At 70.6% G+C, this 16,428-nt stretch carries 27 protein-coding genes; 26 read left to right on the top strand and 1 reads right to left on the bottom strand.

Annotated elements, in window-relative coordinates; genetic code table 11:
• The 24 genes from rplP to truA all read left to right on the top strand — a co-directional run bounded on the left by rplP (window position 1) and on the right by truA (window position 13,372).
• A complete protein-coding gene (rplP, locus tag ZF1_RS23455; RefSeq protein ID WP_020622932.1) occupies window positions 1-420 on the top strand; it encodes a 50S ribosomal protein L16 in 420 nt (139 codons plus the stop codon).
• Window positions 420-665: a 50S ribosomal protein L29 gene (rpmC, locus tag ZF1_RS23450; protein ID WP_020622931.1), complete on the top strand. Its 246-nt coding sequence runs from the start codon at window positions 420-422 to the stop codon at window positions 663-665. Before rplP ends, rpmC begins: the two co-directional genes overlap by 1 nt.
• Window positions 662-937, top strand: coding sequence for a 30S ribosomal protein S17 (gene rpsQ, locus ZF1_RS23445; protein WP_062397834.1), 276 nt, complete (start codon window positions 662-664; stop codon window positions 935-937). Before rpmC ends, rpsQ begins: the two co-directional genes overlap by 4 nt.
• A gap of 8 nt (window positions 938-945) precedes the next feature.
• On the top strand, window positions 946-1,314 hold the full coding sequence (gene rplN, locus ZF1_RS23440; RefSeq protein ID WP_010228481.1) for a 50S ribosomal protein L14: 369 nt from the start codon (window positions 946-948) through the stop codon (window positions 1,312-1,314).
• Window positions 1,315-1,327: 13 nt separating this feature from the next.
• Window positions 1,328-1,654, top strand: a complete 327-nt coding sequence (gene rplX, locus ZF1_RS23435; RefSeq protein ID WP_062403788.1) for a 50S ribosomal protein L24 — start codon at window positions 1,328-1,330, stop codon at window positions 1,652-1,654.
• Window position 1,655: 1 nt separating this feature from the next.
• Entirely contained in the window at window positions 1,656-2,219 is a 564-nt protein-coding gene (gene rplE, locus ZF1_RS23430) for a 50S ribosomal protein L5 (protein ID WP_062397831.1), read from the top strand.
• Window positions 2,220-2,223: 4 nt separating this feature from the next.
• Window positions 2,224-2,409 (top strand): type Z 30S ribosomal protein S14, encoded by a 186-nt coding sequence (locus ZF1_RS23425; RefSeq protein ID WP_020622927.1) that lies wholly within the window; start codon window positions 2,224-2,226, stop codon window positions 2,407-2,409.
• A gap of 121 nt (window positions 2,410-2,530) precedes the next feature.
• Window positions 2,531-2,929: a 30S ribosomal protein S8 gene (gene rpsH / locus ZF1_RS23420; protein ID WP_062397829.1), complete on the top strand. Its 399-nt coding sequence runs from the start codon at window positions 2,531-2,533 to the stop codon at window positions 2,927-2,929.
• A gap of 17 nt (window positions 2,930-2,946) precedes the next feature.
• Entirely contained in the window at window positions 2,947-3,486 is a 540-nt protein-coding gene (rplF, locus tag ZF1_RS23415; RefSeq protein ID WP_062397827.1) for a 50S ribosomal protein L6, read from the top strand.
• Window positions 3,486-3,899 carry a 50S ribosomal protein L18 gene (gene rplR / locus ZF1_RS23410; protein WP_280118285.1) on the top strand — a complete coding sequence of 138 codons (414 nt, stop codon included), beginning with the start codon at window positions 3,486-3,488 and terminating at the stop codon, window positions 3,897-3,899. Before rplF ends, rplR begins: the two co-directional genes overlap by 1 nt.
• 34 nt (window positions 3,900-3,933) lie before the next feature.
• Window positions 3,934-4,569: a 30S ribosomal protein S5 gene (gene rpsE / locus ZF1_RS23405; protein ID WP_062397823.1), complete on the top strand. Its 636-nt coding sequence runs from the start codon at window positions 3,934-3,936 to the stop codon at window positions 4,567-4,569.
• Between the two features lie 5 nt (window positions 4,570-4,574).
• On the top strand, window positions 4,575-4,760 hold the full coding sequence (gene rpmD / locus ZF1_RS23400) for a 50S ribosomal protein L30 (protein WP_062403786.1): 186 nt from the start codon (window positions 4,575-4,577) through the stop codon (window positions 4,758-4,760).
• On the top strand, window positions 4,757-5,218 hold the full coding sequence (gene rplO / locus ZF1_RS23395; protein WP_208622979.1) for a 50S ribosomal protein L15: 462 nt from the start codon (window positions 4,757-4,759) through the stop codon (window positions 5,216-5,218). Before rpmD ends, rplO begins: the two co-directional genes overlap by 4 nt.
• A 280-nt stretch (window positions 5,219-5,498) precedes the next feature.
• Window positions 5,499-6,809: a preprotein translocase subunit SecY gene (secY, locus tag ZF1_RS23390; protein WP_073576464.1), complete on the top strand. Its 1,311-nt coding sequence runs from the start codon at window positions 5,499-5,501 to the stop codon at window positions 6,807-6,809.
• A gap of 127 nt (window positions 6,810-6,936) precedes the next feature.
• Entirely contained in the window at window positions 6,937-7,491 is a 555-nt protein-coding gene (locus ZF1_RS23385) for an adenylate kinase (RefSeq protein WP_251784410.1), read from the top strand.
• 56 nt (window positions 7,492-7,547) lie between these two features.
• Window positions 7,548-8,393, top strand: coding sequence for a type I methionyl aminopeptidase (gene map / locus ZF1_RS23380; RefSeq protein ID WP_062397816.1), 846 nt, complete (start codon window positions 7,548-7,550; stop codon window positions 8,391-8,393).
• 286 nt (window positions 8,394-8,679) lie between these two features.
• Window positions 8,680-8,901 (top strand): translation initiation factor IF-1, encoded by a 222-nt coding sequence (infA, locus tag ZF1_RS23375; RefSeq protein ID WP_010228514.1) that lies wholly within the window; start codon window positions 8,680-8,682, stop codon window positions 8,899-8,901.
• 61 nt (window positions 8,902-8,962) lie between these two features.
• On the top strand, window positions 8,963-9,076 hold the full coding sequence (rpmJ, locus tag ZF1_RS23370) for a 50S ribosomal protein L36 (protein ID WP_020622917.1): 114 nt from the start codon (window positions 8,963-8,965) through the stop codon (window positions 9,074-9,076).
• A 174-nt stretch (window positions 9,077-9,250) separates the two neighbouring features.
• A complete protein-coding gene (rpsM, locus tag ZF1_RS23365; protein WP_020622916.1) occupies window positions 9,251-9,631 on the top strand; it encodes a 30S ribosomal protein S13 in 381 nt (126 codons plus the stop codon).
• Window positions 9,631-10,038 carry a 30S ribosomal protein S11 gene (gene rpsK / locus ZF1_RS23360; protein WP_020622915.1) on the top strand — a complete coding sequence of 136 codons (408 nt, stop codon included), beginning with the start codon at window positions 9,631-9,633 and terminating at the stop codon, window positions 10,036-10,038. Before rpsM ends, rpsK begins: the two co-directional genes overlap by 1 nt.
• 17 nt (window positions 10,039-10,055) lie before the next feature.
• Entirely contained in the window at window positions 10,056-10,661 is a 606-nt protein-coding gene (gene rpsD / locus ZF1_RS23355) for a 30S ribosomal protein S4 (protein WP_060710555.1), read from the top strand.
• A gap of 91 nt (window positions 10,662-10,752) precedes the next feature.
• Window positions 10,753-11,805 (top strand): DNA-directed RNA polymerase subunit alpha, encoded by a 1,053-nt coding sequence (locus ZF1_RS23350; RefSeq protein ID WP_062397812.1) that lies wholly within the window; start codon window positions 10,753-10,755, stop codon window positions 11,803-11,805.
• Between the two features lie 2 nt (window positions 11,806-11,807).
• Window positions 11,808-12,473, top strand: coding sequence for a 50S ribosomal protein L17 (gene rplQ, locus ZF1_RS23345; RefSeq protein ID WP_482638357.1), 666 nt, complete (start codon window positions 11,808-11,810; stop codon window positions 12,471-12,473).
• A 92-nt stretch (window positions 12,474-12,565) separates the two neighbouring features.
• Window positions 12,566-13,372, top strand: a complete 807-nt coding sequence (truA, locus tag ZF1_RS23340; RefSeq protein WP_253066740.1) for a tRNA pseudouridine(38-40) synthase TruA — start codon at window positions 12,566-12,568, stop codon at window positions 13,370-13,372.
• A 113-nt stretch (window positions 13,373-13,485) separates the two neighbouring features.
• Here the strand turns inward: truA and ZF1_RS23335 are convergent, their stop codons facing one another.
• Entirely contained in the window at window positions 13,486-13,956 is a 471-nt protein-coding gene (locus tag ZF1_RS23335; protein WP_482638356.1) for a hypothetical protein, read from the bottom strand.
• 127 nt (window positions 13,957-14,083) lie between these two features.
• Between ZF1_RS23335 and ZF1_RS23330 the strand changes: the two genes are divergently transcribed.
• Together ZF1_RS23330 and ZF1_RS23325 are read left to right on the top strand one after the other, a co-directional pair.
• Complete coding sequence (locus tag ZF1_RS23330) at window positions 14,084-15,493, top strand: purine-cytosine permease family protein (RefSeq protein ID WP_482638355.1); 1,410 nt, start codon at window positions 14,084-14,086, stop codon at window positions 15,491-15,493.
• Window positions 15,490-16,419, top strand: a complete 930-nt coding sequence (locus ZF1_RS23325; RefSeq protein ID WP_482638354.1) for an isopenicillin N synthase family dioxygenase — start codon at window positions 15,490-15,492, stop codon at window positions 16,417-16,419. The genes ZF1_RS23330 and ZF1_RS23325 overlap by 4 nt, the downstream gene beginning before the upstream one ends.
• Window positions 16,420-16,428: the final 9 nt, after the last annotated feature.

Here is a 16,428-nt window from a genome sequence, read left to right as displayed (position 1 = left end):
ATGCTGATCCCACGCAAGGTCAAGCACCGCAAGCAGCACCGTCCCAAGCGCAAGGGCATGGCCAGCGGTGGTACCGCGGTCACCTTCGGCGACTGGGGCATCCAGGCGCTGGAGCCGGCCTACGTGTCGAACCGGCAGATCGAGTCGGCGCGTATCGCGATCAACCGGCACATCCGTCGTGGCGGGAAGATCTGGATCAACGTCTTCCCGGACATCCCGATGACCAAGAAGCCGGCCGAGGTCCGCATGGGTTCCGGTAAGGGTTCGCCCGAGAAGTGGGTCACGAACGTCAAGCCGGGCCGGGTGCTCTTCGAGATGAGCTTCCCGAACCGCGAGGTGGCGCACGAGGCCCTGACCCGTGCGATCCACAAGCTGCCCATGAAGTGCCGGATCGTGTCCCGTGAGGGTGGTGACATCTGATGGCGAGCAGTGGCAACACCAAGGCCGCCGAGCTGCGCGAGCTCTCCGACGAGGAGCTGGTCGTGCGTGTCCGGGAGGCCAAGGAGGAGCTGTTCAACCTCCGCTTCCAGATGGCCACCGGGCAGCTGGACAACAACCGGCGGCTGCGGGCCGTCCGTCACGACATCGCGCGGTGCTACACCGTGATGCGCGAGCGTGAGCTCGGCCTTTCCGCCGCACCGACCGAGAGCGAGGGCGCGGCGTGAGCGACGAGCAGAAGAACGACGAGCGCGGGGAGCGCAAGGTCCGCGAGGGCCTGGTCGTGTCCGACAAGATGGAGAAGACGATCGTCGTCTCCCTCGAGGACCGGGTGAAGCACCCCCTGTACGGCAAGGTCATCCGCCGGACCAGCAAGGTCAAGGCGCACGACGAGGGGAACACCGCCGGTATCGGCGACCGTGTCCGCCTCATGGAGACCCGTCCGCTGTCGGCGACCAAGCGCTGGCGGCTGGTGGAGATCCTCGAGAAGGCCAAGTAGGAGTCGAAGTGATCCAGCAGGAGTCGCGGCTGCGCGTCGCCGACAACACCGGTGCCAAGGAGATCCTGTGCATCCGGGTGCTGGGCGGCTCCGCGCGGCGCTACGCCGGGATCGGCGACGTCATCGTCGCCACGGTCAAGGAGGCCATCCCCGGCGCCGGCGTGAAGCGTGGTGACGTCGTCAAGGCGGTCATCGTGCGCACCAAGAAGGAGAAGCGCCGTCCCGACGGCAGCTACATCCGTTTCGACGAGAACGCCGCCGTGCTGATCAAGGCGGACAACGGACCTCGGGGGACCCGTATCTTCGGCCCGGTCGGGCGCGAGCTGCGCGACCGCAAGTTCATGAGGATCATCTCCCTGGCCCCGGAGGTGCTCTGACATGAAGGCGAAGATGAAGGTCAAGAAGGGCGACACCGTTCTGGTGATCGCCGGCAAGGACAAGGGTGCACGGGGCAAGGTCATCGCGGCCTACCCGGAGCGCCAGCGCGTGCTGGTCGAGGGCGTGAACCGGATCAAGAAGCACACCCGGATCAGCCAGAACCAGCGCGGGGCCGAGAGCGGCGGGATCGTCACCCAGGAGGCCGCCATCCACGTCTCGAACGTGATGGTGTGCGACTCCGACGGCAAGCCGACCCGTATCGGCAAGAAGGCCGTCGAGGGCGAGGACGGCACCACCCGCCGCGTCCGGATCTCCAGGCGCAACGGGAAGGAGATCTGAGATGACCACGGCTGAGAAGACCGTGCCGAGGCTCAAGCAGCGGTACCGCGACGAGATGCTCGACAAGCTCCGCGAGGAGTTCGGCTACACCAACGTCATGCAGATCCCCGGCCTGACCAAGGTCGTGGTGAACATGGGTGTCGGTGACGCCGCCCGCGACTCGAAGCTGATCGACGGTGCGCTGCGGGACCTGGCCACGATCACCGGCCAGAAGCCGCAGCTGCGTCGCGCCACCAAGTCCATCGCGCAGTTCAAGCTGCGCGAGGGCATGCCGATCGGTGCGAAGGTGACCCTCCGCAACGACCGGATGTGGGAGTTCCTCGACCGTCTCCTGACCATCGCGCTGCCCCGTATCCGCGACTTCCGCGGCCTCGAGGGCAACCAGTTCGACGGGCGTGGCAACTACACGTTCGGCCTGAACGAGCAGTCGATGTTCCACGAGATCGACCCGGACTCCATCGACCGGCCGCGGGGCATGGACATCACGGTCGTGACCACCGCGACCACGAACGCCGAGGGCCGGGCGCTGCTGCGCCACCTGGGCTTCCCGTTCAAGGAGAGCTGAGCGAATGGCGAAGAAGGCGCTCATCAACAAGGCGAACGCGAAGCCGAAGTTCGCCGTGCGGGGTTACACCCGCTGCAACAAGTGCGGCCGGCCGCGTGCCGTGTTCCGCAAGTTCGGCCTCTGCCGCGTGTGCCTGCGAGACATGGCGCACGCCGGCGAGCTGCCGGGTGTGAGCAAGTCCAGCTGGTGATCCGACCGCCCCGCGTCCGCGGGGCAGCGGATCCGATCGCCGCAGGCCCGCACCGGTGCGGTGCCCCGCACAGGGGCACCGCGCCGGTACGAGGAACCACGGCGGGAAAGAGACAGACACCATGACGATGACCGATCCGATCGCAGACATGTTGACCCGTCTGCGGAACGCGAACTCGGCCTACCACGACCGCGTCGTGATGCCCCACTCGAAGCTGAAGGTCGCCATTGCGGAGATCCTTCAGAAGGAGGGCTACATCGCGGCACACCACACCGAGGACGCCGAGGTCGGCAAGTCCCTGGTCGTCGAGCTGAAGTACGGCCGCAACCGTGAGCGCAGCGTCGCCGGTCTGCGCCGGGTGTCCAAGCCCGGTCTGCGTGTGTACGCGAAGTCGACGAACCTGCCGCGGGTCCTGGGTGGCCTCGGCATCGCGATCATCTCGACCTCTCAGGGTCTGATGACCGACCAGCAGGCCTACCGGAGCGGCGTGGGCGGGGAAGTCCTCGCCTACGTCTGGTGAGAGAGGGGTAACGAACGATGTCACGCATCGGAAAGCTGCCCATCACCGTCCCGTCCGGCGTGGAGATCACCATCGACGGCCGCACGGTCACCGCGAAGGGCCCCAAGGGCACCCTGTCGCACACCGCCGTCGAGCCGATCACGATCGAGCGCGATGACGACGGCACGGTGCTGGTGAAGCGGCCGAACGAGGAGCGCGAGACCCGGGCCTACCACGGCCTGACCCGCTCCCTCGTCAACAACATCGTGGTCGGCGTCAGCGCCGGCTACGAGAAGAAGCTGGAGATCCACGGCGTGGGTTACCGCGTGCAGCTGAAGGGGCAGAACCTCGAGTTCGCCCTGGGCTACTCGCACCCGGTCGTGATCGAGCCGGCGGAGGGCATCACCTTCGCGGTCGAGTCGCCGACCCGGTTCTCGGTCTCCGGCATCGACAAGCAGCTGGTCGGCGAGACCGCTGCCAACATCCGGAAGCTGCGCCGCCCCGACCCGTACAAGGGCAAGGGTGTGCGGTACGCCGGCGAGCAGGTCCGCCGCAAGGTCGGAAAGACGGGTAAGTGATGGCCGAGACGAACGAGACGGTGTCGGGTTCCGCCCGCCGCCGGATGGCGTCCCAGGTGGCGCGCAAGCGCCGCGACTCGCGCATCCGCCGGCACGCCCGGCTCCGGAAGAAGATCTCCGGGACGCCGGTGCGTCCGCGGCTGGCGGTCAACCGCTCCTCGCGGCACATCACCGTCCAGCTGATCGACGACCTGGCGGGCCACACGCTGGCCTTCGCGTCCTCGCTGGACGCCGAGGTGCGTGGCGTCGAGGGCGACAAGAAGGCCAAGGCGGCCAAGGTCGGCGAGCTCATCGCCGCCCGGGCCAAGGAGGCGGGCATCTCCACGGTCGTGTTCGACCGCGGCGGGCTGGCCTACCACGGCCGCATCGCGGCCCTGGCCGACGCCGCCCGCGAGGGAGGCCTGGAGTTCTGATGAACCAGACCGAGAAGATCGAAGGGACTGTCTGATGCCGGGACGTACGCGGCGTGACGGCGGAGCCCCGGGCGGCAGCGGTGGGAACGACAACCGCAACAACCGGGACCGCCGGGACGGTGGCCGTGGCGGGGCGGCCCAGGACAAGACCCCGTACATCGAGCGGCTGGTCACGATCAACCGCGTGGCCAAGGTCGTCAAGGGCGGCCGCCGGTTCAGCTTCACCGCGCTGATGATCGTCGGCGACGGTGACGGCCTGGTGGGCGTCGGCTACGGCAAGGCCAAGGAGGTGCCGGCCGCGATCGCCAAGGGCGTGGAGGAGGCGAAGAAGAACTTCTTCCGCGTCCCCCGCATCGGCGGCACGATCGTGCACCGCGTGCAGGGTGAGGCCGCCGCCGGCGTCGTCATGCTGCGCCCGGCCTCCCCGGGTACCGGTGTCATCGCCGGCGGCCCGGTCCGCGCGGTGCTGGAGTGCGCGGGGATCTCGGACATCCTGTCCAAGTCCCTCGGCTCCGACAACGCCATCAACATCGTGCACGCCACGGTGGCGGCGCTGAAGTCGGTGCAGCGTCCGGAGGAGGTCGCGGCCCGCCGCGGCCTGCCGCTGGAGGACGTCGCCCCGGCGAGCATGATGCGCCAGCGCGCCGAGGCCGACGCGGCGAAGGTGTGAGCGACATGGCCACGTGGAAGATCACCCAGGTGAAGAGCCGGATCGGCTGCAAGCAGAACCAGCGCGACACGCTGCGCTCGCTCGGCCTGCGCAAGATCCGGCAGTCGGTGGTGCGTGAGGCGGACCCGCAGACCCGCGGTTACGTCCACACCGTGCGCCACCTCGTGACCGTGGAGGAGGTGCAGTCGTGAGCGAGAACGAGAACTCCGTCATCAAGCTCCACGACCTGCGGCCGGCCCCGGGCTCGAAGAAGGCGCGGACCCGTGTGGGTCGCGGTGAGGGCTCCAAGGGCAAGACCGCCGGTCGCGGTACCAAGGGCACCAAGGCCCGCAAGACGGTGTCCCCGCGCTTCGAGGGCGGGCAGATGCCGCTGCACATGCGGCTCCCGAAGCTCAAGGGCTTCAAGAACCGCTTCAAGGTCGAGTACCAGGTCGTGAACGTCGGCGAGCTGGCCACCCTGTTCCCGAAGGGTGGCGAGATCGGTCCGGCCGAGCTGGTCGAGGCGGGCGCGGTTCGCAAGAACCAGCTCGTGAAGGTCCTCGGCGAGGGCGAGCTCTCGGGCGTCGCCCTGACCGTGAAGGCCCACAAGTTCTCCGCGTCCGCGCGCGAGAAGATCTCGGCGGCCGGCGGCTCGGTCTCCGAGCTGTAGGCCCCACCGCACGTCCCCCGGCGCCGTCCGTGGCGCCCGCTCCACCCCAGGTGGACCGGGCCCGTGGGCGGCGCCGAGGCGTTTCCGGGCCGCTGTTACAGTCACTTCCGGACCGAGTGTCCACCGATTACCTGGCGCGCCTCGAGGCGCGCAGCCCCCGCCGGTACACACCGGCCCGGGTGTCCCGCGAGGCGCGGAACGCGCGTCGACCAACCCGGCCGACCCCTCAGGGGCCGGCGCAGGCGGTGTCGGGCCGCCGACGTCGTAGGAGGATCACCGAGTGCTCAGCGCAGTCCGGGCGGCCCTGACCACGCCGGATCTCCGCAAGAAGATCCTCTTCACGCTGGCGATCGTGGCGGTGTACCGGCTCGGGGCGAACATCCCCTCGCCGGGGGTGTCGTACCCCAACATCCAGGAATGTGTCCGTCAGGTCGAGGGCGGCGACAACGCCAGCGTCTACTCCCTGATCAACCTGTTCTCCGGTGGGGCACTGCTCCAGCTGTCGATCTTCGCGCTGGGCATCATGCCCTACATCACCGCGAGCATCATCGTGCAGCTGCTGCAGGTCGTCATCCCGCGGTTCGAGCAGTTGAAGAAGGAAGGCCAGTCCGGCCAGGCCAAGCTCACGCAGTACACGCGGTACCTGACGATCGGCATCGCGGTGCTGCAGGCCACCGGCTTCGTGGCGCTGGCCGAGCGCGGTCAGCTGTTCCAGGGCTGCGCGCTTCCGATCATCCCGGACTCGTCGGTCTTCACGCTGATCGTCATCGTGATCGTCATGGTCGCCGGGACCACGCTGGTGATGTGGCTGGGCGAGCAGGTCACCGAGCGCGGCATCGGCAACGGCATGTCGCTGCTGATCTTCGCCTCCATCGCGCACCGCATCCCCGCCGAGGGCCGGCTGATCCTGGAGAACTCCGGCGGCCTGGTCTTCGCCGGCGTCTGCGTCTTCGGTCTCGCGATCATCGCCAGCGTCGTGTTCGTGGAGAACGGCCAGCGCCGGATCCCGGTGCAGTACGCCAAGCGCATGGTCGGCCGCCGGATGTACGGCGGCACCTCGACCTACCTGCCGCTCAAGGTCAACCAGGCCGGTGTCGTGCCGGTGATCTTCGGTAGCTCGCTGCTCTACCTGCCCGACCTGGTCGCCCGGCTCGCCGGGAACGACGGCGGCTGGTTCCAGCAGTTCGTGCAGACCTATCTCGTCGATCAGTCCAATCCCGTGCACATCGTGTTGTACGTAGCACTGATCATCTTCTTCACGTACTTCTACGTCGGCATCACGTTCAACCCCGACGAGCGCGCCGAGGACATGAAGAAGTACGGCGGATTCATCCCGGGCATCCGCCCGGGCCGGCCCACCGCGGAGTACCTGAACTTCGTGCTCAGCCGCATCACGCTGCCGGGATCGCTGTACCTGGGCCTCATCGCGGTGCTCCCGAACTTCTTCCTCGGGATCACCGGCAGCGGCCAGAACCAGAACTTCCCGTTCGGCGGCACGGCCGTGCTGATCATGGTCACCGTGGGCCTCGACACCCTGAAGCAGATCGAGAGCCAGCTCATGCAGCGGAACTACGAGGGTTTCCTGCGTTAGGCTCGCCGGAACGTGGCCGAGCGGGAACCCGGTGCGGGGCCCCGGCCCCGATCGTGGTGCCTCGGGCATCGTGTGCCGGCGAGGACGCCGGCACCATGGACGACAAGACTTCAGGAGGTCGGGTCTCGTGCGACTCGTTCTGGTGGGACCGCCCGGTGCCGGCAAGGGGACCCAGGCTGAGCAGATGGCCAAGCGGCTCGACGTCCCGCACATCTCGACCGGGGATCTGTTCCGGGCGAACCTGCGTGACGAGACCGAGCTCGGTCGCGAGGCGAAGCGCTACATGGACGCCGGGGACCTCGTCCCCGACGAGGTGACCGTCGCGATGGTGCGCGACCGGCTCGGCGACGCCGACACGGCGAGCGGTTTCATCCTCGACGGCTTCCCGCGCAACGTGGCCCAGGCGGGCTCCCTGTCGGAGATCCTGTCCGACAAGGGCCTGGAACTCGACGCCGTCGTCCAGTTCGACGTCGACGACGAGGTCGTCGTGCAGCGGCTGCTCGGCCGCGGCCGCAGCGACGACAACGAGGACACCATCCGCAACCGGCAGCGGGTCTACCGCGAGGAGACCGCTCCGCTGCTGGACCACTACCGTGACCGGCTGGTCACGATCGACGCCGTCGGCGAGATCGACGAGATCACCGACCGGGTCTTCTCGGCGCTGCACAACCGCAACGGCTGAGACCCGGTCGGCGCCGGCACCACCGGCGCCACGGCGGGGAACCGAGGGACGGACACATGAACGGTCGCGGCGGTATCCGCGGGGCCATCGCCCGCTACCGGGGTCGGGACATCGAGCTCAAGACCCACGGTCAGCTCGAGGCGATGCGGGTGGCGGGTGCGTTGGTCGCGGCCACGCTGGCCGCGGTCACCGAGCACGCGAAGCCCGGTGTCAGCACGGCCGAGCTCGATGCGCTCGCCGAGCAGACGATCCGCGACGGCGACGGTGTCCCCTCGTTCCTCGGTTACCACGGTTTCCCGGCGAGCATCTGCGCCTCGGTGAACGAGCAGATCGTGCACGGCATCCCGTCGCCGAAGCAGGTGCTCGCCGAGGGAGACCTGATCTCGGTGGACTGCGGCGCGATCGTCGACGGCTGGCACGGCGACTCCGCGGTGACCATCGCCGTCGGGGACGTGTCGCCGGAGGACCTCGCCCTGTCCGCGGCCTGCCGCGGCGCGATGGAGGCGGGGATCCTCGCCGTCCGCGACGGGGCCCGGCTGACCGACGTCTCGTACGCCATCCAGGAGGCGTGCCGGTCCGCGGCGCTGGCCGACCGCGCCGACTACGGGATCGTCGCCGAGTACGGCGGCCACGGCATCGGCACCTCGATGCACATGGACCCGTTCCTGCCCAACCACGGCGAGCCGGGCAAGGGGCCGCGGCTGCGCCCGGGCATGGCCCTGGCCGTCGAGCCGATGCTCGTCGCGGGGGACCCGGACACCCTGGAGCTCGAGGACGGCTGGACGGTCGTCACCGCGGCGGGCGGCCGGGCCGTGCACTGGGAGCACACCGTCGCCGTCACCGAGGACGGGCCGTGGCTGCTGACCGCGCCCGCCGGCGCACCGGACCGCCCCGGAGCCTGAGCCCCGCGCCACCGGTACCCGACGCGCTCCGCGCGGGTACTGGTCCGTGACCGGGTCGGTCCGTTACCGTCGGTCTGCCGGGCGTCTACCACGCCCGTCACCCCCGCCTGCACCGGCCTCGCACGGCCTCCGTACACTGGACCATCGGCGCGTCCTGTGACGTCCGCTCCGTGTGCTCCGTGTATCCCACAGTGTTCCCGGTCCGGCTCCGTCCGCGCGCGCCGAACCGGTCGTCGGCACCGCTGTCGACCGGGGCAACCGACACCTGTCACGGATAGCGGAGGACATGGCCAAGAAGGACGGGGCGATCGAGGTCGAGGGCCGGGTCGTCGAACCCCTGCCGAACGCGATGTTCCGGGTGGAGCTGGAGAACGGCCACCGGGTACTCGCGCACATCAGCGGGAAGATGCGCCAGCACTACATCCGGATCCTTCCGGAGGACCGGGTGGTCGTCGAGCTGTCGCCCTACGACCTCAGCCGCGGCCGCATCGTCTACCGCTACAAGTGACGACCAGCTCCACCACGGTCGGTCGCGAGACCCACAAGAACGACACACAGAGGCAGACGACGTGAAGGTCAAGCCGAGCGTCAAGAAGATCTGCGACAAGTGCCAGGTGATCCGCCGTCACGGCCGGATCATCGTGATCTGCTCGAACCTGCGCCACAAGCAGCGCCAGGGCTGAGCAGAGCGGTACCGGTCGCGATCCTCTGATCGCGCAGCAGAAGCCCCCGATGCACCTGCCGGGCCACACGGGCCCGGTAGTACCCCCGGAACCAGGCCGGGGCCCGTTCAGCTCAGCGGCGGAACGGGACGGGCATCGGGAAGACCTGGGACGACAACAAGGAGACCACGCCGCATGGCACGTGTTGCCGGCGTCGACCTCCCCCGCGAAAAGCGGTTGGAGATCGCGCTCACCTACATCTTCGGGGTCGGACGTACCCGGTCCAAGGAGATCCTCGAGGCCACCGCGCTGAGCCCCGACCTCCGGTCGAAGGACCTGACCGACGAGGACGTCAGCAAGCTCCGCGAGTACATCGAGGCGAACCTGCAGGTCGAGGGTGACCTGCGCCGTGAGATCCAGGCGGACATCCGCCGGAAGATCGAGATCGGTTCGTACCAGGGCATCCGTCACCGTCGCGGCCTTCCGGTCCGCGGCCAGCGCACGAAGACCAACGCGCGCGGCCGCAAGGGTCCGAAGAAGACCGTCGCCGGTAAGAAGAAGGCAGGTAAGAAGTAATGCCGCCCCGCGCACGTCAGGGTGCCGGACCCAAGAAGGTCCGCCGTCGCGAGAAGAAGAACGTCGCGCACGGTCACGCCCACATCAAGTCCACGTTCAACAACACGATCGTGTCGATCACCGACCCGACCGGTGCCGTCATCGCCTGGGCCTCGTCCGGGCACGTCGGCCTGAAGGGCTCCCGGAAGTCGACGCCGTTCGCCGCGCAGCTCGCCGCCGAGAACGCCGCCCGCAAGGCGATGGACCACGGCATGAAGAAGTGCGACGTCTTCGTCAAGGGCCCCGGCTCCGGACGTGAGACGGCGATCCGTTCGCTGCAGGCGGCCGGCCTCGAGGTCGGCACGATCTCCGACGTGACCCCGCAGCCGCACAACGGCTGCCGTCCGCCCAAGCGGCGCCGGGTCTAGGGGAAGGGAGAACCACCATGGCTCGCTACACCGGCCCCATGACCCGCAAGTCCCGCCGACTGAAGACCGACCTCGTCGGCGGCGACCAGGCGTTCGAGCGTCGTCCCTACCCGCCCGGCCAGCACGGCCGGATCCGGATCAAGGAGACCGAGTACCTCCTGCAGCTGCAGGAGAAGCAGAAGGCCCGCTTCGGCTACGGCCTGCAGGAGAAGCAGCTCCGCGCCTACTACGAGGAGGCGCACCGTCGCGAGGGCAAGACCGGCGACGAGCTGCTGCAGATCCTCGAGTCGCGCCTCGACAACGTCGTGTACCGCGCGGGCCTCGCCCGCACCCGGCGCATGGCCCGTCAGCTGGTGAACCACGGCCACTTCCTGGTCAACGGGAAGAAGGTCGACATCCCCAGCTACCGGGTGTCGCGCTACGACATCATCGACGTCAAGGACAAGTCGCGGAACACCGACCCGTTCGTCATCGCCAAGGAGACCCAGGGCGACCGCCCGGTCCCGGCGTGGCTGCAGGTCGTCCCGTCGACCCTGCGGATCCTGGTCCACCAGCTGCCCGAGCGCGCTCAGATCGACACCCAGGTCACCGAGCAGCTCATCGTCGAGTTCTACTCGAAGTAGCTCGACACGCCGTCGCCCCGCAGGGAGGGGCGACGGTTCCCACTGCGACATCAAATAGCGGTTGTCGCAGGTGCGAAGGAGGCACACACCCATGCTGATCTCTCAGCGACCCTCACTGGCCGAGGACGTCGTCACCGAGACCCGGTCGCGGTTCGTCATCGAGCCGCTGGAGCCGGGCTTCGGCTACACCCTCGGTAACTCCCTGCGCCGGACGCTGCTGTCGTCGATCCCCGGTGCCGCCGTCACGTCCATCCGGATCGACGGCGTCCTGCACGAGTTCACCACCGTGCCGGGGGTCAAGGAGGACGTCACCGACATCATCCTCAACCTCAAGGAGCTCGTCGTGAGCTCCGAGGAGGACGAGCCGGTGACGATGTACCTGCGCAAGCAGGGCCCGGGTGCGGTCACCGCGGGGGACATCGTCCCGCCCGCCGGTGTCACCGTGCACAACCCGGACCTGCACATCGCCTCGCTCAACGACAAGGGCCGGCTCGAGGTCGAGCTCGTCGTCGAGCGCGGTCGCGGGTACGTCCCGGCGATGCAGAACAAGGCCACCGGTGCCGAGATCGGCCGTATCCCGGTCGACTCGATCTACTCGCCGGTGCTGAAGGTGACCTACAAGGTCGAGGCCACGCGAGTCGAGCAGCGCACCGACTTCGACAAGCTCATCCTCGACGTCGAGTCGAAGCCGTCCATCACCCCGCGGGATGCGCTGGCCTCGGCCGGCAAGACCCTGGTCGAGCTGTTCGGCCTGGCCCGCGAGCTGAACGTGGACGCCGAGGGCATCGAGATCGGCCCCTCCCCGCAGGAGGCGGACACCATCGCGGCCTTCGCGATGCCGATCGAGGAGCTGGACCTCACGGTCCGGTCCTACAACTGCCTCAAGCGCGAGGGCATCCACACGGTCGGCGAGCTCGTCGGCCGCAGCGAGGCGGACCTGCTCGACATCCGCAACTTCGGCGCCAAGTCGATCGACGAGGTCAAGATGAAGCTCGTCGGTCTCGGCCTGGCCCTCAAGGACAGCCCGCCCGGGTTCGACCCGTCGGCGGCGGCGAGCGACTACGGCGTCGACGGTGGGAGCGGGTTCGACCCGGACACCTTCGGTGACGACGGTCAGGACTACGCAGAAACGGAGCAGTTGTAGCCATGCCCCAGCCCACCAAGGGTGCCCGCCTCGGCGGGTCGCCCGCGCACCAGCGGCTGATCCTGGCCAACCTGGCGACCTCGCTGTTCGAACACGGCCGGATCACCACCACCGAGGCCAAGGCCCGGCGGCTGCGTCCGTACGCGGAGCGGCTGATCACCAAGGCCAAGGCCGGCGACCTGCACAACCGGCGCGAGATCATGAAGGTGATCCGTGACAAGTCGGTCGTGCACCGCCTCGTCACCGAGATCGGCCCGTTCTTCGCGGACCGCAACGGTGGCTACACCCGGATCACCAAGACGATGCCGCGCAAGGGCGACAACGCCCCGATGGCGGTCATCGAGCTGGTCCAGCAGAAGACGGTGACCGACGAGGCCAACCGTGCCCGTCGTTCGGCCGCGTCGCAGGCCGCGGCCTCCGCCCCGGCCGCCGCGTCCTCGGACGAGGAGACCACGGTCGAGTCGACCGAGGCCACCGAGGCCGAGGTCACCGCCGCCGACGAGGCCCAGGAGGCCGCCGAGAAGGCGGTCGACGCCGCGGTCGAGGCCGAGGAGGTGGCCCCGGGTTCCGAGGCCGCCGACAAGGCCGTCGACGCCGCCGCCGCGGAGGAGGCCGCCGAGGAGGCTGCCGACGCCGCCGAGGACTCGAAGAAGGAGTCCGGCTCCTGAGCCGAGCGCACCACACCGACGAGCCCGCCGTCACCGACGGCGGGCTCGTCGGCGTTTCCGGTGCCCCCGATCCGGGGGCCGGGACCGTCCGGCTGCGGCTCGACGTCGCCTACGACGGCACCGACTTCTCCGGATGGGCCCAGCAGCCGACCCGGCGCACCGTGCAGGGCGTGCTCACCGAGGCCCTGTCGACCGTGCTGCGCACCCCGCTGCGGCTCACCGTCGCCGGGCGCACCGACGCCGGGGTGCACGCGTCCGGCCAGGTCTGCCACGTCGACCTCCCGGAGACGCTCGCACCGCAGATCGACGGCCTGCTGCGGCGGTTGAACCGGCTGCTCCCACCCGACGTGCGGGTGCACGGTCTCGGGCGGGTCCCCGACGCCTTCGACGCCCGCTTCTCCGCGCTGCGCAGGCACTACCGCTACCGGGTCACCACGGCCCCGTTCGGGGCCGAGCCGCTGCGGGCGCGGGAGACCGTCGCCTGGCCGTACCCGCTGGACCCGGAGCCGATGAACGCCGCCTCGGCACTGCTGCTGGGCGAGCACGACTTCGCCGCGTTCTGCAAGCGCCGCGAGGGCGCGACGACCGTACGCGCGCTGCAGCGCTTCGACTGGTCGCCCGCGCCGGGCGAGCCGGACGTGCTGGTCGCGGCGGTCTCCGCGGACGCGTTCTGCCACTCGATGGTCCGCAGCCTGGTCGGCGCGGTGTTCGAGGTCGGCCGTGGGCGCAGGCCCGCCGACTGGCCCGCGGGACTGCTGCGCCGCGAGCTGCGCGCCTCCGAGGTGACCGTCGCGCCGCCGCACGGCCTGTCGCTGACCGGCGTCGACTACCCCGCCGACGACGAGCTCGCCGCCCGCGCCGAGCGGACCCGGCGGATCCGGGTACCGGGCGAGGGCTGAGCAGACCCCGCCGGGGCCGGCCGGACGCGGCCGGCCGGGTGGGGCCGGGACCGGCCCCGGTGTGACCGGTCCGGACGGCGCGGACGGGGACCTCGCGGACGGCGCGAGCGGCCTCAGGAGACCGGCCGCACCCAGGCCGGGTGCGGCGGCCCGGGGACCCGGTGCGTCCGGCGGGCGTCGAGCGCCAGGGCCACGCCCAGCCAGACCAGTGACACCGACCAGCCGGCGAGGGCCAGCGAGCCGAGGACGTACAGCGGCTCGGTCGGCCCGGCGGGCAGCCCGGCCGACTCCAGCAGCACCGTCAGCGGGGCGCGCACCGAGTCCGCGGTGTCGCCGAAGTCGGGCATCAGCAGCCCGCCGGCGAGCAGGAACCCGGCGCAGGCGACGAACGGGGCGGTCACCGCCGGGCCGAGCACCCGGCGTCGCAGCACGGTCAGCGACAGGACCGTCGGGACCGTCAGGAGGGCCGGGCCGACCAGGGTCATGATCAGGATGATCAGGAACCACCCCGGCGCGGTGAACCGCAGGGCCGCGAAGGCCAGGAGGGCGCCGGCCTGCAGGGCCACGTTCGGGTTCGTCCGCATGCCGACGATCGTGGCGGACCGGGCCCGGCCGCGGAATCCGCAGGACTACGGGCCGGACGGAGCAACCCGTGTCAACAGTCGGTTACCGAGGTTCCGTCCCGCCCGGTCCGCGGGTCACAGTGGCGCGGTGACCACCGAGAACACCGTCGGCGCGACCGCGGACCGCGGGTACGGCGACCGCATCGTCGCCGTCGAGCCCGGCTCCACCGAGCCCGTGCCGGACTCCGAGCGGCACGGTAGACCCCGCCAGCTGTTCTGGACGTGGACCTCGCCGAACCTGGAGTTCGCGACGATCTTCGTCGGCGTGCTGTCGGTGACGGCGTTCGGGCAGTCGGTGCCCGCGGCGGTCGCGGCGATCGTCGTCGGGAACCTGCTCGCCGCGCTCGCCCACGGGATCCTGTCCGCCCGCGGACCGGCCGCCGGAGTGCCGCAGATGGTGCTCGGGCGGCTCGCGTTCGGCCACCGCGGCAACGCACTGCCCGCCGCGTTGATGACGATCACCTCGGGTTTCGGCTGGTTCGCGGTGAACAGCGTCAGCGCCGCCTTCGCCCTGTCGGCGATCACCGGCGGCGGGACGGTCGCGTGGCTGGTGGCGGTGGTCGTCGTCCAGGTCGCCGTCGCGTTCTTCGGGCACAACCTGGTGCAGGCGTTCGAGCGGCTCGCCTTCCCGCTGCTCGCGGTCGTGCTCGGGGCCGGGGCGGTGCTGGTGCTCGCCGCGTCGGACCCGGGGGCGGCCGCGTCGCCGGACGGGGTGGGCGGGGTCGGCGGGTTCCTGCTGACCGTCGGTGCCGTCGTCGGGTACTCGGCGGGCTGGAGCCCCTACGCCGCGGACTACTCCCGCTACCTGCCCCGCTCGGTGTCGGCGCGGGCCACCGGCCTCGCCGCGGGCGGCGGCCTGTTCCTGTCCACCACGGTGCTCATGACGGTCGGTGCGGCGTCGGTCGGTGCGGCGACGGCGGCCGGGCTCGACTCGGACAACCCGGTGGCGAACTACACCGGCCTGCTGCCCGGGTGGCTGGCCGTGCTGACCCTGGTCGCCATCGCGGTGGGGGCGGTCGCGGCGAACGTCCTGAACGTGTACTCCGGGGCGATGGCGTTCCTCGCGCTCGGCATCGACGTGCCGCTGGCGCGGGCGCGGGCCGTCGTCGCGGTGGCCTTCGGCGCGGTCGGGTTCGTGATCGCGCTGGTCGCCCTCGGCGACGCCGCGGCCGGGTACGAGGCGTTCCTGCTCGTCGTCGTGTACTGGGTCGGGCCGTGGCTCGGGGTGGTGCTCACCGACCAGTGGCTGCGCCCGACCGACCCCGGTCTGCTCTACGACCGCACCCACCGCAACCACGCGGGCCCGGTCGCCCTCGTCGCCGGCATCGTCGTGTCGGTGCTGCTGTTCGCCAACCAGGAGCTGTTCACCGGGCTGGTGCCGCGCCTGCTGCCCGGGATCGGTGACGTGACCTTCCTGGTCGGGCTGCTGCTCTCGGCCGGGCTCTACGCGCTGCTGGTGCGCCGCACCGCCGTCGGGACGCCCGGGGGTACCCGGTGAACGCGCTCATCCCGACCGTGGACCTGGCCGCGCCGGACCCGGCCGCGGTGGACACCGCGCTGCAGCGGGCCGGGTTCCTGCAGGTCGTCGGGCACGGGGTGCCGGACGACGCGGCCTGGGCGGTACGGGCCGCCGCACGGGACTTCTTCGCGCTGCCCGAGACGGTCAAGCGCGGCTACGCGGTCGGAGTCGGCGGGCGGGGGTGGCTGCCGCCCGGCGTCGAGGCCAACGACCGTGTGGAGGGCGGTGACTCCCCGCCGGACCTCAAGGAGTCCTTCGCGGTGGGACCGTTCGCGCCGACCGGTGACGCGGAGACCGACGCGGTGTGGTTCCCGCCGAACGTCTGGCCGGCGCAGGCCCCGGCGCTGCGGGAGGCGGTGACCGCCTACTGCACGGCGATGACCCGTGTCGCGGGCGCGCTGCTGGAGCTGTGCGCGGGGGCGCTCGGGCAGGAGCCGTCGACGCTGCGCGACCTCGCGACGCACCCGACGTGGACGTTCAACATCAACCGCTACCCGCCGATGACCGAGACCGGGGCCCCGCTGCCCGGGCAGTTCCGGATCGGCCCGCACACCGACTTCGGCACCGTCACCCTGCTCGACCGCGAGCCGGGGGCGGGCGGGCTGCAGGTCGACGTCGAGGGGCACGGCTGGACCGACGCGCCGTACACCCCGGGGGCGCTGACGGTGAACGTCGGCGACCTGCTCGCGCACTGGACCGGGCACCGCTGGCGGGCCGGGCGGCACCGGGTGCTGCCGCCGCAGGCCCACGCCCCGGCCGAGGACCTGGTGTCGCTGGTGTTCTTCTTCGAGCTGGACCACGACGCCGTCGTCACGCCGCTGGCCCCGCCGCTCGGCCGGACGGCCCTGGAGCCGGTGGTGTCCGCGCCGTTCCTGCGCGAACGCCTGGACGCGATCTCGGTATAGGTTCGCGCG

It is taken from the genome of Pseudonocardia sp. ZF1 (assembly GCF_056835605.1).
This window is presented reverse-complemented; position numbering and strand designations above follow the sequence as displayed.

Excerpts from the sequence above, each read along its gene's own strand:
- rplP (WP_020622932.1), top strand. The coding sequence starts at position 1 with ATGCTGATCCCACGCAAGGTCAAGCACCGCAAGCAGCACCGTCCCAAG.
- rpmC (WP_020622931.1), top strand. The coding sequence starts at position 420 with ATGGCGAGCAGTGGCAACACCAAGGCCGCCGAGCTGCGCGAGCTCTCC.
- rplX (WP_062403788.1), top strand. The coding sequence starts at position 1,328 with ATGAAGGTCAAGAAGGGCGACACCGTTCTGGTGATCGCCGGCAAGGAC.
- rplE (WP_062397831.1), top strand. The coding sequence starts at position 1,656 with ATGACCACGGCTGAGAAGACCGTGCCGAGGCTCAAGCAGCGGTACCGC.
- ZF1_RS23425 (WP_020622927.1), top strand. The coding sequence starts at position 2,224 with ATGGCGAAGAAGGCGCTCATCAACAAGGCGAACGCGAAGCCGAAGTTC.
- rpsH (WP_062397829.1), top strand. The coding sequence starts at position 2,531 with ATGACGATGACCGATCCGATCGCAGACATGTTGACCCGTCTGCGGAAC.
- rplF (WP_062397827.1), top strand. The coding sequence starts at position 2,947 with ATGTCACGCATCGGAAAGCTGCCCATCACCGTCCCGTCCGGCGTGGAG.
- rplR (WP_280118285.1), top strand. The coding sequence starts at position 3,486 with ATGGCCGAGACGAACGAGACGGTGTCGGGTTCCGCCCGCCGCCGGATG.
- rpsE (WP_062397823.1), top strand. The coding sequence starts at position 3,934 with ATGCCGGGACGTACGCGGCGTGACGGCGGAGCCCCGGGCGGCAGCGGT.
- rpmD (WP_062403786.1), top strand. The coding sequence starts at position 4,575 with ATGGCCACGTGGAAGATCACCCAGGTGAAGAGCCGGATCGGCTGCAAG.
- map (WP_062397816.1), top strand. The coding sequence starts at position 7,548 with ATGAACGGTCGCGGCGGTATCCGCGGGGCCATCGCCCGCTACCGGGGT.
- infA (WP_010228514.1), top strand. The coding sequence starts at position 8,680 with ATGGCCAAGAAGGACGGGGCGATCGAGGTCGAGGGCCGGGTCGTCGAA.
- rpsM (WP_020622916.1), top strand. The coding sequence starts at position 9,251 with ATGGCACGTGTTGCCGGCGTCGACCTCCCCCGCGAAAAGCGGTTGGAG.
- rpsK (WP_020622915.1), top strand. The coding sequence starts at position 9,631 with ATGCCGCCCCGCGCACGTCAGGGTGCCGGACCCAAGAAGGTCCGCCGT.
- rpsD (WP_060710555.1), top strand. The coding sequence starts at position 10,056 with ATGGCTCGCTACACCGGCCCCATGACCCGCAAGTCCCGCCGACTGAAG.
- ZF1_RS23350 (WP_062397812.1), top strand. The coding sequence starts at position 10,753 with ATGCTGATCTCTCAGCGACCCTCACTGGCCGAGGACGTCGTCACCGAG.
- rplQ (WP_482638357.1), top strand. The coding sequence starts at position 11,808 with ATGCCCCAGCCCACCAAGGGTGCCCGCCTCGGCGGGTCGCCCGCGCAC.
- ZF1_RS23335 (WP_482638356.1), bottom strand. The coding sequence starts at position 13,956 with ATGCGGACGAACCCGAACGTGGCCCTGCAGGCCGGCGCCCTCCTGGCC.